The sequence below is a fragment of the Myxococcus guangdongensis genome (assembly GCF_024198255.1).
In the GTDB taxonomy this organism is placed as follows: domain Bacteria; phylum Myxococcota; class Myxococcia; order Myxococcales; family Myxococcaceae; genus Myxococcus; species Myxococcus guangdongensis.
Map to the genome: position 1 here is coordinate 536,548 of NZ_JAJVKW010000001.1, position 14,729 is coordinate 551,276.

Sequence of the window (14,729 nt, forward strand, 5' to 3'; positions counted from 1 at the left end):
CATTCCCACCTCCGCCTCCGCCGCCTCCTCCTCCTCCTCCCCCACCTCCGCTAGGATTGCCTTGCGAATCCTGGCATCGCGGAATGACGTCCTGCGGGCAGAACTGCGCCAACGCCAGCGCCGGCATCACCACTGCCACCACGCACACACCTTGGATAATCTGTCTCAAGGCACTTCCCCCACCGCAAAGAGTCGTGTCACACGCCCACCCGCCAGCACCATCACCGCCTGCTCATCCTGAAAGAATATCTCTCGCCCATCGACGCCATATTGCGCGCGTGCACGAAAATCCTCCGCCAACAGCAGGCGGTGCAACACCCGGGCGGGACGCTTCAACGACGTCCACTCCTTGAGGACTGCATGCGGCCCATCCCTCGCCACGAAGACCAGTCGTTTCCCATCAGGGGAGAACGCCGGCTCATTCAAATCTTCCGCCGCGAGGACTTCCGGCTGCACCACTCCGTTCTTCATCAAATGCAAACTCTTCTTCGTCACGCTGCACAGCGTATGCACGTAGAGGAGTTCTCCATCTGGCCGAAACGTCGGACTGAGATGGCACCCCACCTCATCCGTCATCGCCTGCACCTCCGTCCCGTCCATCCTCACGCGATATAGCTGGGCATTGGCTTGCGGCTGGTGCTGCCCCGGTGGCCCTCCCATTTGCGGATGGTGCGCGTAGTAGACCCACTTGCCATCCGGACTGAGTGCCGGATCAGCGTGAAAGCCCAATTCCCTTCCGATTCGTACCGGCGCCGTATCCGAGCGCCACTCCCAGCGATACATCAAATCGTTCCGCGCCGTCTCATCATACGCGGTGAAGACCACGTACCGCCCATCTGTCGAGAGAGTCAGCGTCCTCGCTCTATAGGGCGGCGGAAGGACAATCCGCTCGGGCTTCCGCGAATGCACTTCCAATGCCACCCACTCTCCTGACCTCCCAAACGTCACGAACCTCGCCTCCACTTTCGCAGGGGGAGACGTTGAAACCAGCACTGCCAGCAGGGCGCCCAGTATCATTTATCCGCCCCTCTCACTTCGGTCAGGACAGGCATCCAATCCGAGGGAGGAATACAAACGCCTGTCGCAGCTTGCGGATGGACCGTTCCGCATTTCCATCCCGCCGGACATTCAGCTTCCGCTCGACAGCCCTTAGAGCAGACGTACCCCGTACTTGGCGCCGCCTTGACATGAAGACACACGCCAGACACACACCCGGCTTCGCCTGAGCTAGAGCAATCCTCCCCCAGACCCGTGGCGCGCGCGGAGGCCGCCTTCTGGCGATGCTCTCCAAAAACTTCCTCGATAGGAGCCTCTTGCGTCACCATCTCTGGTGATGGCTCCTTACACGCCCCGGCCAGCACCGCCATGACTCCAATCAACAGAGTAATTCGGTTCGTCACAGCGTCTCCAAGGCAAGACCTCACGAATCTTTGTCCAATAGTTCACATATCGCTCCCTTCACACGCAAGTCAACTAATCCCTGCATTCCCACGTCGCGCATACTTGCCACCACGATACGCATGCATCAGGTGAACAGAACCCACACCGCGAGAGGACATCGCCTCCTCTGCGATTCATGAAGTCGTAAGTTTCGACCCTCACGCTCCAAACCTCTGACGCATCCGACGCCCGCGAATGGCCGGCCTGCAGGTTGCGATTCGCATGGCGCACCTGGATGGGCAGCCCCTCGCGTCTACTACTGAGAAGCAGGGTTCACCGACCCCTCCCTGCAGAAAAGCGCCCGCTCAGCACGCGAATCGAATGCGAGCACGAGGAGCAGCAAGGGACTTGCCAGCGCGATGCCTCGCTGGGATAACCGAACCATCCGACTTTACAGGGAAACCAATGGAAGCTCCTCCCCAGAAATCCTTCGCCCGTACCTACATCGGCACTCTTTTTCACCTCTGGGTATTCCTTGGCTCCTTTCTCCTCTTCCAGGTCGAGCTCATCCTAGCCAAGCGGCTCCTCCCCTCTTACGGCAGCAGCGCGGCCATCTGGACAACCTGTCTTGTTTTCTATCAAGCCGTTCTGGTGCTCGGGTACTTCTACTCGAGCAGGGTGACTCTGGCGGTTCAGCAGGGAAGCTATCGTTGGGCGCATCTGATCTTCGTGCTGCTCGCGGTGGTCGTCTTTCCTTTCCGACTGCATCATTTCGACCTGCCACCTGTCGCAGCCATTCTCCTGACGCTGACGATATCCATGGGATGGCCGTTCCTCGCTTTGTCAACGACAAGCGTCGTCGCACAGGGGTGGTTTACAAGAACAGAGCACCCGTCAAGAGCTGATCCGTTCTTTCTTTACGGAACATCCAACGCAGGGGCACTTCTGGCCCTTCTATCCTTTCCATTCCTGGTGGAACCAGCACTCGACCTCGAAGTGCAACTCCTGGTCTGGTATGTCGGGTATGGGTGCTTTGTTCTCCTGGCGTGGCTTTGTATCCTGCAGGTTCGAACTGGAGCCCCCACCGACAGAACAGCGGAGACCTCCCTCAACACAGAGCCCCGCCTTCAGGCTCCGCGCTCATCACGAGTCACCTGGATGCTGCTTTCAGCGAGCGCCAACGCTCTGCTACTTGCAGTCACGAACGTCCTCACCCTGGACGCATCCATCCCGCTGCTGTGGATTCTCCCCCTCTCACTCTACCTGCTCACTCTCGTCATTTGCTTTTCCAAGCGACCGCCCACCGAAGCGGGGCTGAACCGGCTGGCTGTAGGAAGTCTTGCCATCGCCGTCATCGCAGCCATCTTCGCACTGGCTCGGGCACAAACATCCATACCGTCGCTGGTCCTCCACAGCACCGTGCTGTGGGTGGGCTGCTTGCTGATGCATGGAAACCTCGTGTGGAGCCGCCCAAGCGACCCTCGCCTTCTGGGCTCCTTCTACCTCCACGTTTCTCTCGGAGGATTGGCCGGGACTCTATTACTTGCACTGATCGTCCCCCTGACCCTCGGCTCCCTGGCGCTTCCTTATCTGGATCACGGGCTGGCCGGACTTCTTCTCCTGGCCGGACTGGCGGCTCGCGATGTGATGCGTCAGGCCCAAGGGGTGCCTCGACCCAGACTCGCGCCCTACGTTTCGGGCGGAGCAGCTCTTTTCATCATCGCAATCCTCACGCTCTCCGGGTGGATGCTTGCTCGCGGGCGAATCGAGGGGTCCCGGACCTTCTATGGTCACTACACCGTCAAGGACACGGGGACACTGAGACTGTTTCAGCACGGCAGCACCGTTCATGGAGTCGAGAACCTCCACCCGGATGAACGCGGAGAACCGCTCTCGTACTATCACCGCGGTTCGCCAGTGGGTCGCGTGCTCGCCACGGAGCGCATTGGGCGAGGCCAGGTTGCCGTTGTGGGGCTTGGCATCGGGAGTCTCGCCGCATACGGCCGGCGCGGTGAATCCTGGGACTTTTATGAACTCGACCCAGAAGTCGAACGACTCGCCCGCCAGCACTTCAGCCTGCTCAATACGAGCCAAGCACAGATCCGCGTGATTACTGGCGATGCGCGTTTGCGCATCGAGGAAGCCGAGGATGCTCGCTACGACATCATCGTCCTTGATGCGTTCTCCAGCGACTTCGTTCCAACACACCTGCTGACCCGTGAAGCGCTGGACCTCTATCTCCGGAAGTTGAAGCCAGAGGGGATTCTGCTCTTTCACGTTTCGAGCCGACTGTTCAACCTCATCCCAGTCCTCACCCGCCTGAGCACTGAACTGGGCGTCCAGGGACTCGTCAGTCAGAACGAGACGCTGACCGCCGACGAACTCGCGACGGGCCGCTCACCGAGTCTCTGGTTCGCAATGAGCCCTGACAGCACGGTCACGAGCATCCTCGAGCAGGAGCTTCCATTCCAGGCGATGGAGTCGTCTCCTGACCTCCTGGGTCGACGAGCCTGGACAGACAACTACGTCAATCTCCTGCATGCACTCGCCCAATGAAACTGAAGGGCCGCCCGGCCAACCTGGATAGCCCTGGGGAGGAGCTGCCTGCTGCAACAGGCAGCTATCGAGCTTGCTCGATCTGCTCCATCGAGCGAGCCTTCGCAGGAGGCCTGGGAGCACTGTAGGCTGCGGCCCACATGAGAACGCGGTCCCTCCTCCTCCCAGGACCGGCGGCTCTGGCGGCACTGGTGCTTACCGTGCGGCTCGGGATGTCGCCGCTCAAGAACTTCGACCTCTTCTTTCACCTCGCCGGGGGTCAGTTCGTCCTCAAGAACGGCTTCACCCGCGTGGACCCCTTCAGTGTCACGGGGACCGCCGGCTGGGTGCCTCACGAGTGGGGCTTCGGCGTGCTCTGCGTCGGCCTCATCCGCCTGCTCGGCGCCGCGGGGCCCGCGCTGCTCGTCGCGGGGCTCGTCGCGCTCAACCTCATGCTCCTGTGGAAGGTCCTCGAGCGCGCGGCCTCGGGTCGACGTGGCCTGCTGGCCGTGGCCACGCTCGCCGCCCTGCTCGTGGTCTACGGCCCCACCTGGCCCCAGGAGCGGCCGTACCACCTGGGCCACCTCCTCTTCACCCTCGCCGTGCTCGCCATCCAGTCGTGGCGCGCGGGCAATGACCGCATCCTCTGGGTCTTCCCCTTCCTCGGCGCCCTCTGGGCCAACGTCCACGGCAGCTGGTTGCTCGGGCCCGCGCTCCTCGGTTCCACCGCCGTGGGCCAGTACCTCGACGAGCGCACCCCGGAGTCGCTCCGTCGCTCACTGAAGGCCGTCGGATTCAGCGTGGCCGCGTTCCTCGCCTCGGGACTGGGGCCCGATGGCATCAACATCTACCTGTACCCCATCCACCACTCGCTCCTGGCCTCCACGCAGACCATCGTCGAGTGGCGCCCCCTCAACCTCGACCTCGCGTCGAGCTGGGCCTATCTCGCCCTCGGCGGTGCGGCCTGCTTCGCCGTGGGCCAGTCCCGCGTCCGCAAGGTGGCCATCCTGCTGCCGGCCTTCGTGCTCGGGCTCGCCGCCATCAAGGTCCAGCGACATGCCCCCTTCGCGGCCGTGCTGCTCGCGCTCGCCCTGCTGGAGCATTCGGCGCTGACCCGCGTCGCGGGCGAGACCCCAGAGACGGTGGTCGGTGCCTGGAAGCGTTTCTGGAGTCGGGTCGATGCGTGGACAGCCGGGTGGAGCGCCAAAGCAGGTGGCGGACTCTGGCCCACGCTGGCACTGCTCGGGCTCGTCATGATTCACGCCCAGAACCCGCTTCCCTTCAATCAAGGCGTGAAGCGCTCCGTCATCCCGATTCCCGTGTTCGAGGCGCTGCGCAAGCACCCTCCGGGCAAGGTGCTCAACCCCTTCGTCATCGGCGGGCCCATCTCGTTCTTCGCGGGCGCCGACTACAAGGTGTTCATCGACAGCCGGAACGACCCGTTCCCCATGTCCATCCACGAGGACTACGACAAGCTCGTCTGGGGCGAGCCTGGCTGGGAGGACGCCCTGGCGCGCTATGACCCGGACTACCTCCTCTGGGACATCGAGAACCCGGGGAACATCTTGCTCGACAACCTCCGCGTGCTCGGGGGTTGGCGAGAGGAGGCGCGGGACGGCAACTACGTCCTGTGGATTCGTGAGCGTCCCACCGCGACGGGCCACCCATGACGACGCGGAGAATCGGGGGGCGCAAGGCGGTGCTCGCCCTCGTCGGGCTCGTGGCAATGCTCGCGTTCGACTACAGTCCCGTGCTGCGCGGCGAGCTGCTCGCGGGCCGCGACGTGTTCCGCATCTTCTTCCCCGACTCCGCGTTCCTGCTCGAGTCCCTGCGCACAGGGGAGCTACCCCTGTGGACGCCGTACATGCGGCTGGGGCAGCCGTTCGCCGCGACGCTCTACTCGCAGGTGTTCTATCCGCCGCGATGGGTGGCCGTGCTCGTCTCCGGGCACATCGTCTCCATGACGGTGATGCACATCGCGCACGCGGCGCTCGCGGCGGTAGGCGTGTTCCTGCTCGCGAGGAGACTGCGCGCCTCGTGGCCCGCGTCGCTCGTCGCGGGGGCGATGTTCGGTCTGTCGCCGATGATGACGGACCTGGGCATCCAGCAGAACGTCGTGGATGCCGCGGCCTGGAGTGGGTTCATCCTCCTGGCGGCGTATGACCTCGCGCTCCAGCCCGGACGAGGGCCGCTGACCCGCCTCGCCATCTTCTCCACCCTGTCCCTGTTCGCCGGCTCGCCCGAGACGACGCTGTGGCAGGGAATCATCGCGGTGCTCGTGGCTGGTTTCGTCGGCGCGACGAGGACACCTGGAGCGGTTGGCACAGGCACAGCAGATTCGGCGGATCACGCAGCGAGCCTCGGCTCGTCGCGATACGCAGGCAGCGTGGCACCTCGCACAACCGCGGGACATATCGCGCCCCCCGCAGCCTCAGTGCCAGCGCCTCATGGCGTGGTGCCCCGCGAAGCCTCGGCCCAGGCCGAGGAAGAATCCGCCGCCAGACCCACTCTCACGGGGCATCGCCCCACAGACGCATCCGCGACCGAGGGTGCGGCTCACGTCACCGAGCACCCCGCCGCACAGCGCACGCTCGCGAGCCCCTCATCGCAGATCGCATCCGAAGGTGATGTCTCGGTCGGACATCCCGACGCGCAGCGTTCCCTCGCGAGCCACTCATCACAGGTCGCGTCAGCATCCGAAGAGGATGTCTCTGTCGGACGCCCCGCCGCGCTGGGCCCGCTCGCGGGCTCCGCCTCTCAGGTTGAATCCGCGCTCAAGAGTGCACCCCACGTCGAATCCAGTCCCACCTCCGAGCCGGAGCAGGCCCTCCACGTCACCACCGCCTCGCCGCGCTCATCACGGACCTCGCGGAGTGGACTCCGCTCCCGAGTCCTCGCCGTGGCGGCCATCGCGGGTGGCTTCATCCTGTCCGCCGTGCTCGCGTCCGTCGTCCTGCTGCCCACGGCCGAGTTCGCGCTCAACTCGCTGCGTGCGCAGGGGGGCTGGTCGGAGCAGCTCGCGTGGTCCGTGTCGTGGCCGCAGGTCCTCTCGTCGGTGTGGCCGCTCGCGGACTGGCCTCGCGACAGGTACTGGGGCAAGGACCAGTGGTTCATCCTCAACCTGTTCCTGGGTACCCTTCCCTGCACGCTCGCCATCGTCGGTGGGCTCCACGGCCCGCGGCGCGCTCGGCCCTTCGTCATCGGCGCTCTTGCATTGGTGCTGCTGAGCCTGGGTCGGCACTTCCCTCCCGCGGCCTGGGTCCTCCAGTCCGTGCCGCCGTTCTCCCTGTTCCGCTATCCCGCGAAGTACTTCGTCGGCACCGCCTTCTGTCTCTCCGTGCTCGCGGCCTTCGGACTGGATGCCCTGGGCCGGCTCGCCCGGAAGCTTCCTCCCTCGCGAGTGAAGGCCGCCGTCGCTTTCGTCCTCATGGGCGCCGCCATCGCCGCGAGCGGCCCCGGGGTCCGCATGCTCCCCATGCGAGCCTCCGCTGAGGCAGGCGCCCCCTGGGTGCCCTTCGCGCTCGGGCTCGCGGTGGTCACCGTGCTCCTGCTGCCGTGGTCCTTCGCCCGCCCGCGCCGCGTGCGACACGGACTCGCGGCGCTCGCCGTGCTGGAGCTCGCGGCCGCGCACTCGTTGCTCGGGGTCCCCCGGTACACGCCCTGGGAGGCCTTGAAGCAACCCTTCTCCCTCCGCGCCTTCCTGCCCGAACCCTTCCAGGGCCGCATCAGCGCGGACATCGAAGGGCCCGAGGACCCGACTCGCGTCGGCATCACCAACACCATCGAGCGCAGCCTCGACCGCCTCATCCCCAACCGATTCGTCGAGGAACGCCTCCCCGCCCTCGAAGGCTACGGCGCCCCCGAGCCGCTGCGCTCGGACATCTTCCACCTCGCCGGAGAGCGCGGCGTCTACGACCTCGCGGGCGTCACGCACTACATCCGCAAGGGGCCTCCCCCGTTCGAAGACCTCGAACTGCTCCACCAGGCCGAGGACGGCACCACGCTGTCCCGCTCACGCACCGCGCTGCCTCGCGCGTTCCTGGTCCAGCGCGCCCGCGTCGTCTCCGACGAAGAAGCCCTGGAGGCCGTCCTCGACGAGGACCACCCCTTCCGTGAGATTGCGTTCCTCGCCACCGGCGAGCCCCTGGACCAGCCCGAGTGCGCGGGAGGCTCCGTGCGAATCGAGAAGAGCACCGCCCAGCATCTGGAGCTCGACGTCAGCGCGTGTGACGACAGCTACCTCGTCGTCTCGGACAGCTACTACCCCGGGTGGCGCGCGACGGTGGACGGGAAGGACACCCCCATCCACCGCGCCAACCACGCCCTGCGCGCCGTGCGCCTGACTCCCGGAGCCCACCGCGTCCACTTCGACTACGTGCCCACGAGCTTCCGGCTGGGGCTCGCCCTGTCACTGCTCGGCTGGGTGGGGCTCGGCTTCGTGTGGCTCAGGGGCAGACGCCGCGCGTGACGCGCCTCACGACGTCACGCCGTGCCGCTCCGCGTTCGCCACGAAAGCATCCCGCAGGTACCGCGCGAGCCCCGGCTTCACGCGGTCCAGGTTCTCCGTGAAGCGCGAGTCCCCCACGTACATCTCCCCGAGCCCACGCTGCATCACAGGTGAGCACGGATAGAACCACTTCGAGATGAACTGGCGATACGCCTCCGCGAGCGCCAGCACCTCGGGGTCCGTCGCCAGTCGCCCCGCTTCGAGCTGCGCCGCGAACGTCCCGAGCAGGCCGTCCTGCTCCGCCTTGATGGCGCTCCAGTCCTCCTTCTTGTAGCGCGAGGTCCGTCGAGACGATTCCCGGTAGGCCTCGGTGTCGCCCCAGCGCTCCTTCACCTCCGCCTCGTACTTCGACGGATCGAAGTCCCCAAACGCCTCGAACATCTTCTCGTTGTCCATGTGCTTCCCCTGCTCGAGTGCCTCCAGCGCCTGGTCCACCGTGCGCCGGAGGGCGTCCAGTCGCGAGGCTCGCTCGGACAGCAACTGCCGCTGCATGAGCAAGGCCGCGCGGAGGTCGAAGTGAGGGTCGCCCAGGATGCGGCGGATCTCCTCCAGCGGGAATCCGAGCTCCCGGAAGAAGAGCACCTGCTGCAACCGCTGCAGGTCCGCCTGCGTGTACAGCCGGTAACCCGCCTCGCTGCGTCCCGAGGGACTCAACAGGCCCAGGTCGTCATAGTGATGCAACGCCCGGACGCTGACCTTCGCCAGACGGGCTACCTGGCTGACTGTAAGGGCCATCTCTCTCCACCTCGGATGAGATGACTAAGGCCTCACGTCGCGTGAGGGTCAACCCCGGGCGTGCATGAAGCACACGGCTGCTTCCCCGCAAGCCCTTGAGCCCGCTCGCAGGGCCTCGCGCTATTCGCGGAAGAGGCCATGTGCAGGAGGAAGAGGTCAGTCTCCAGCGGTGAGCCCTCTGCCGCGAGGACTCGCAGCCCTCTGCTTCAGTCGCCGCGCGCCACGCTCGCGGGAGCGTCCATGGGCGGACGGAAGACGTAGAACATCAACGGCGAGCCCTCCGTCGCGCGCACCGTCGCGCCCCGACGCAGCACCCACAACTGGCCCACCTTCACGGGCTTCTCCTCGTCCGCGGCGAGGACACCCGAGCCCTCCGCCACGTAGACGATGACCGGCTCGGCGCGCGTCGCCTCCAGCGAATGCGCCCCTCGCGCGAGCACCACGCTGGACATCCTCCCCTCCAACGCGGGCAGCTTCACGACCACCGCCTCCCCACCCGCCTCGGCCAGCTTCGCAAGCGCCTGCAACGGCGTGAACGTGAAGGGCTCCGGCCCCCGCTGCATCCGCGCGTCGTCCGCGTCGATGTAGAGGTTCCCATCGAAGCGCGGCGCGGCGAACACCAGGTTGCCCAGCATCTGGTCCTCCGCGCGGTTGAACCACGCGTGCCCGGTGAACGGCTTGGAGGCAATCAGGTCCCCCGGAGGATGCGTCCCACGTCGCCCCGTCAGCGCCCCGTCCTGCCCCCAGATCTGCTGCACCTCCGCCGCACCCGCGACAATGACCGTGGCCTCGTGCGTCCGACGGTGGATGTGCAGCGGGCACGCCTGTCCCCGCCCCATGACGTGCAGGTGCACCGTCGCGCCGTCGGCGAAGAAGAACGTGTCCGAGATGTCCGCCGCGTCGGGGTTCTTTTTGGCCAGCGACTCGAAGACGGCGGGCACGTCGAAGACCTCGACCTCCGGGTCCTCGGGCACCGTCATCGCGCGCTTCACCGCGAACAGCACCGCCACCAGGAACACCGTCAGCACCAACGACAGCGTCCGGTACAACACCACCCGACGTCGCAGCGTGGCGGACTCAACCGAGATGGGCTCGCTCAAGGAGGACATCCTGGACGTCACGCCGGGCCCCTCGCACTGCCGCCGAGCCCGAGCGCACAAAGAAACATGGCGGGGCCCTCCGTGAGGAGGACACCCGCCACATGATTCGGAGGAAGCGCCGCGAGGCGACTCCTCACGAGACCCGAGGGACTCAGTAGGCGTTGTTCTTGCCGAAGTCCTTCATCGTCTTCTTGTTCAGCGCGACGTTGGACGACTGACCGTCGTTGTCCACGTCGGAGTTGCCGGCGAGGGCGGCCGCGGAGGCGCCGAACAGCTTGCGGATGTTGTCACCGAACAGCGTCACAACGCCGATGGCGGCGATCGCGATGAGGGCAACGATGATGATGTACTCGGTCATGCCCTGACCACGAGCCTTGCGGAGCTGGTTCTTCTTCGAGATCGCCTTCATGGAAGTCTCCTGGGGATTCCGACGGGAAAGACACCCTGTTACTCGGGGTTGAAACGCACACTAAAGGAGATCCCACCTGCACCTCCATCCGTCATCGGGAGGATGGGGGCAATCTCCTGTGATTCCGGGCGAATAGCTCACTTCTTGAGAATTGGAGGCCTGCTCAGGGGCCGACCGGGGCCGCGACGGGCGGAGAATCCCGGGTGCACGCCGAGGCAGGGAGAGCATCGCACAGGTTCCGCACCGCTCGTGAGAGGTCCTCGTCCCCCGGGTGCTCGGCGGCGGCCTGCCGTCCCAGGGCGAGCGCCTCCCGGGCATCCACCGGGGTCCAGACGGTGCGCGTGGCCCAGGCCTGTTCGGCCATGAGCTTCAGGTACGCGGCGATCAGCTCCGGCTCACGCCCACCCTTGCGCACCTCGGGCTCCAGCAACGAGGCGGCCAGCGTCAAATCCTTCTGGGCCAGGGCAGCGCGGGCCAGGGCCACGGCGGCCCCTCGGCTGTCCGGCGCCACCTGACGCCACAGCGAGGCCACGCCCCGGACCAGCGGATCATTCGCGGCGTGGTAGCGTTCCATGTTCCGGTAGAGCCGCTCGGCCTGCTCGGGCGTGGGCGGGTGCTGACGCAGGTAGTCCTCGATGAACAGCCGCGAGCTGCCATCCGGGGAGCGCCGCTCGTCCTTCACGCGCACGTCCAGGTTCGCCACGAAGAAGGCGATGGGCGAGGCGTACTCGAGCAGGTTGTGGTCATCCGTGTTGATGGGCCCTGGTCCCGCGAAGGCGAGCTGCCCCTCCTCGCTGTGCACCTGCTTGGAGAGCAGCGAGAACACGTCCGTGAGCCCCACCCGCTCCAAGTCCTTGCGGACCTCGGGCAGCGCCATGCGCCGGGCCAGCCGCTCGGCGTCGAGGGCCAGCGGCTTGCGGCTCGCCACCATCACCAGGTCCTGAGGCCCCAGCCACGTGGTGGCGTGCGGGAAGGTGTCGCGCATGGTGCGGACCACCAGCCGGATGAGCTCGTCGTTGCTCTCGTACGTGTGGATCCACTGCACCAACACACCGTCGTCGGTGAGGTGCCGGTCCACCGTCTGGAAGAAGTCCCGCGTGAAGAGGCCGGATACGCCCGCCACCCACGGGTTGGAGGGCACGCTCACGACCAAATCGTATTTGCGGTCCGCCAGCGCCATGAACGTCTTGGCGTCGTCGATGTGCACGCGCGTGCGCGGATCATCCACCGCATTGCGGTTGTCATCCTTGAACAGGCGCGCGGCGTCGATGACCGCCGGGGCGATCTCCACCATGTCCAGCCGCTCCACCGGATGCGCCAGCACGCTGCCCGCGGTAATCGCCGCGCCCGCCCCCACCAGCAGCACGTTCTTGGGCTCGCGCGCGTGGAGCAGCGCGCCCAGGTGCCCGGCCATCACCTGCGTCTCCACGTCGCTGCCGTTGGAGGCGTCAATCTTGCCGTTGAGCTTCATGAAGCGCAGGTGGTCCTTCGGGTAGTCGGCCACCAGCACCGTCGCGAAGGTGTCGTCCCGATAGAACACGGGCTGGAAGTTCTTCTCCGTGTCCGCCACCAGCTTCGCGTAGCTGTCCGGCGGCTTCTGGTGCGAGCGGATGGAGGCGATGCCCGACAGCCGCACGGACCAGCCGCTCATGCTGCCCAGCACCACCACGGCCAGCAGCGCCGCCGCGCCCACCGGCCACAGCGCGCGGACAGAACCCTGGGGACGACCCGACAGCGCGTGGAAGGCCAGCGCCGCCGCGGCGAGGTTCGCCACCACGCCCGCCACGAAGTTGCCCTCCATGCCCCACCACGGCATCAGCACCAGACCGCCCAGCGCCGAGCCGGTGATGGTGCCCACCGTGTTCCACAGGTACACGCCGCCCAGCTCGCGCCCCACCTCGGACACCTTCGCCGTGGCCACGCGCGCCGCCGCCGGGAAGGCCGCGCCCATGAAGAACGTGGGCACCAACAGCACGAGGCAGCAGAAGCCGAACGTCAGCAACTGGAACAACGGCCAGGTGTCCACCGAGCGCGTCATCATCCACTGCGCCGTGCGGAACAGGTGCGGCAGCCGCACGTACAGGGGCAGCGCCACGCAGAGGCTCGCCACCAGCGCCAGCTGCGTCACGCCGTACACGCGCAGCGAGTCCACCTTCTGCGCCCGCGTCATCAGCCAGAAGCTGCCCAGGCCGATGCCCAGGATGAACGCGGTGAGGATGAGCGTGAAGGCGTACGTGGACGCGCCCAGGACGATGGACAACAGGCGGATCCACGTCACCTGGTAGAGCATGGACGTGAAGCCCGACAGCAGCACGCCCACCAGCGCCGCGCGCACCGCCACGCGGGGATAGGCCACGTCCTGGGCCCCCTCGGCCACCGGCGCCGCCTGTCCGGGCGCGAGCGCCGGAGGGTGCCTGCGCGCGAGCAGCAGCGCCGCCACCGCCAACAGGATGTTCAGCCCCGCCGCCAGCTTCGCGGAGGCCGACAGCCCCAGCACCGGCACCAACCGGGTGCCCGCGATGAACACGCCCAGCGCCGCGCCCAGGCTGTTGACCGCGTACAACCGCGCCAGCTCCCGCTGCACCCCCGACAGACTGTCCGCGAAATGACGAACCAGCGCCGGCAGCGTGCCGCCCATCAGCAGCGTGGGCACCACCAAGGACAGCGCGGCCACCAGGAGCCTGGGCCCCACGCGCCACCCGTCCGGCACGCTGGGCGCCACCGCCAGCCACAAGGCGCCCAGGGCGTCGAGGACGTAGGGGAACGCCAGCGCGTACAGCGCCACGCCCAGCTCCAGCACGCCATACAGGGCCAGGGGGCTCTTCACCCGGTCCGCTGTCCGCCCGAAGACAGATGCGCCCAGCGCCAGGCCGCCCATGAAGGTGGCGAGCACCACGGCATGCGCCTGACCACTGTTGCCCAGGACGTTCCCGAGATACTTGGACCAGACCAACTCGTAGACCAGCGCGGTGCCTCCGGACAGGAAGAGGAGGGCCGACACAAGGTTCTTCGGGAAACGCGCGATGAGGGACATAAGGGGACAGCGCGGAACCTTACTCGTTATGTTCGGGACCCACCAATGAACGCCCACCTCCTGCAAGCCGCATTGCTCGCCTGGTCTGCTGGCCTGCGGGTGACCCGCGCGCAGGGAGACTGCGCCGCCATCCTCCAGCACCCCGCCGAAGCGCTCGTGGACCGCCCGCTCCACCTGGCCCTCGGCGTCTCCCAGGAGCGCGCCCGGGAGCTGGACCGCATCGCGCGCGAGGACCGCCGCGCCGTGGAGTTCGCCTCCGCGCACCTGGGCGGCGAGGACGCCACGCCGCTGCGGCTCACGCTCGGTCAGGAGGACGGCGAGGCCTGCGCGTGCGTCCAGGACCTGAACGTGCTGCTCGAGGGCGCGCCGCCGGTGCAGATTTCACGGCTGTCCTCGTCGCTCAGCCATGAGATCCGCAACCCCCTTTCCTCGGTGAAGATGGCGGTGCAGACGCTCGCGAGGAACACCGCGCTGTCGGACCGGGACAAGCGGCGGCTGACCATCGCCAACCGTGAGATTCGCACCATGGAGCGCATGCTGTGGCTCCTGTCCGAGTACGGCCGCGACACCACGCCCAACCTGGACGCGCACGCGCTGCGCTCGGTCATCCAGGAGGCCCAGGGCATGGTGGCGCTGGAATTGGCCGAGCGGCGCATCGAGGTGCGCGTGGACGAGGAGGCGGAGCTGCCGCGCGTGCGCGTGGACCCCAATCGACTCCGGCCCGTGCTGGCGCAGGTGCTGCTCAACGTGGCCATGGGCCGCCCCGAGGACAGCCCCGTGGAGGTCTTCCTGAAGCGGGGCGGGCCGGGCCGGGTGCTCATGGTGCTCAAGGACCCCGCCGCCGCCCTGCCCCCCGAGGAGAGCGGCACCTTGTTCGAGCCCTTCGGCTCGCGGCTGGCGCGGGGGGCGGGCCTGTCGCTGGCGGCCCTGCGCCGGGTGATGATGGGGCAAGGAGGAGACGTGGCCGCCGAGGGCAGCGCCGAGCCCGGCATGGTGTTCACGCTGACGTTCGCCACCTGAGAGGGACGC

Annotated in this window: 9 protein-coding genes; 4 read left to right on the forward strand and 5 right to left on the reverse strand. The window is 66.9% G+C overall.

All coding sequences use genetic code 11. The features are described 5' to 3' along the window. Positions 1-165: 165 nt before the first annotated feature. Positions 166-825 carry a TolB family protein gene (locus tag LXT21_RS02195; protein WP_223783993.1) on the reverse strand — a complete coding sequence of 220 codons (660 nt, stop codon included), beginning with the start codon at positions 823-825 and terminating at the stop codon, positions 166-168. Between the two features lie 1,020 nt (positions 826-1,845). Between LXT21_RS02195 and LXT21_RS02200 the strand changes: the two genes are divergently transcribed. The 3 genes from LXT21_RS02200 (at position 1,846) to LXT21_RS02210 (ending at position 8,383) form a co-directional block, all read left to right on the forward strand. Then, positions 1,846-3,936 carry a spermidine synthase gene (locus LXT21_RS02200; protein WP_254036413.1) on the forward strand — a complete coding sequence of 697 codons (2,091 nt, stop codon included), beginning with the start codon at positions 1,846-1,848 and terminating at the stop codon, positions 3,934-3,936. A 200-nt stretch (positions 3,937-4,136) separates the two neighbouring features. Further along, entirely contained in the window at positions 4,137-5,585 is a 1,449-nt protein-coding gene (locus LXT21_RS02205; RefSeq protein ID WP_254036414.1) for a hypothetical protein, read from the forward strand. Further along, on the forward strand, positions 5,582-8,383 hold the full coding sequence (locus LXT21_RS02210) for a YfhO family protein (protein ID WP_254036415.1): 2,802 nt from the start codon (positions 5,582-5,584) through the stop codon (positions 8,381-8,383). Before LXT21_RS02205 ends, LXT21_RS02210 begins: the two co-directional genes overlap by 4 nt. Before the next feature lie 6 nt (positions 8,384-8,389). Here the strand turns inward: LXT21_RS02210 and LXT21_RS02215 are convergent, their stop codons facing one another. From LXT21_RS02215 to LXT21_RS02230, 4 genes are all read right to left on the reverse strand, one after another. After that, entirely contained in the window at positions 8,390-9,157 is a 768-nt protein-coding gene (locus tag LXT21_RS02215; protein WP_254036416.1) for a MerR family transcriptional regulator, read from the reverse strand. A 206-nt stretch (positions 9,158-9,363) separates the two neighbouring features. After that, positions 9,364-10,257, reverse strand: a complete 894-nt coding sequence (locus LXT21_RS02220) for a hypothetical protein (RefSeq protein ID WP_254036417.1) — start codon at positions 10,255-10,257, stop codon at positions 9,364-9,366. Positions 10,258-10,408: 151 nt separating this feature from the next. Then, positions 10,409-10,666, reverse strand: coding sequence for a hypothetical protein (locus LXT21_RS02225; protein ID WP_046715176.1), 258 nt, complete (start codon positions 10,664-10,666; stop codon positions 10,409-10,411). A gap of 163 nt (positions 10,667-10,829) precedes the next feature. Next, a complete protein-coding gene (locus LXT21_RS02230) occupies positions 10,830-13,667 on the reverse strand; it encodes a fused MFS/spermidine synthase (protein WP_254036418.1) in 2,838 nt (945 codons plus the stop codon). A 78-nt stretch (positions 13,668-13,745) separates the two neighbouring features. Between LXT21_RS02230 and LXT21_RS02235 the strand changes: the two genes are divergently transcribed. Next, positions 13,746-14,720, forward strand: coding sequence for a sensor histidine kinase (locus LXT21_RS02235; protein ID WP_254036419.1), 975 nt, complete (start codon positions 13,746-13,748; stop codon positions 14,718-14,720). The last annotated feature ends 9 nt before the right edge of the window (positions 14,721-14,729 follow it).

Coding starts and splice junctions, on each gene's coding strand:
- LXT21_RS02225 (WP_046715176.1), bottom strand. CDS start 10,666: ATGAAGGCGATCTCGAAGAAGAACCAGCTCCGCAAGGCTCGTGGTCAG.
- LXT21_RS02200 (WP_254036413.1), top strand. CDS start 1,846: ATGGAAGCTCCTCCCCAGAAATCCTTCGCCCGTACCTACATCGGCACT.
- LXT21_RS02215 (WP_254036416.1), bottom strand. CDS start 9,157: ATGGCCCTTACAGTCAGCCAGGTAGCCCGTCTGGCGAAGGTCAGCGTC.
- LXT21_RS02235 (WP_254036419.1), top strand. CDS start 13,746: ATGAACGCCCACCTCCTGCAAGCCGCATTGCTCGCCTGGTCTGCTGGC.
- LXT21_RS02210 (WP_254036415.1), top strand. CDS start 5,582: ATGACGACGCGGAGAATCGGGGGGCGCAAGGCGGTGCTCGCCCTCGTC.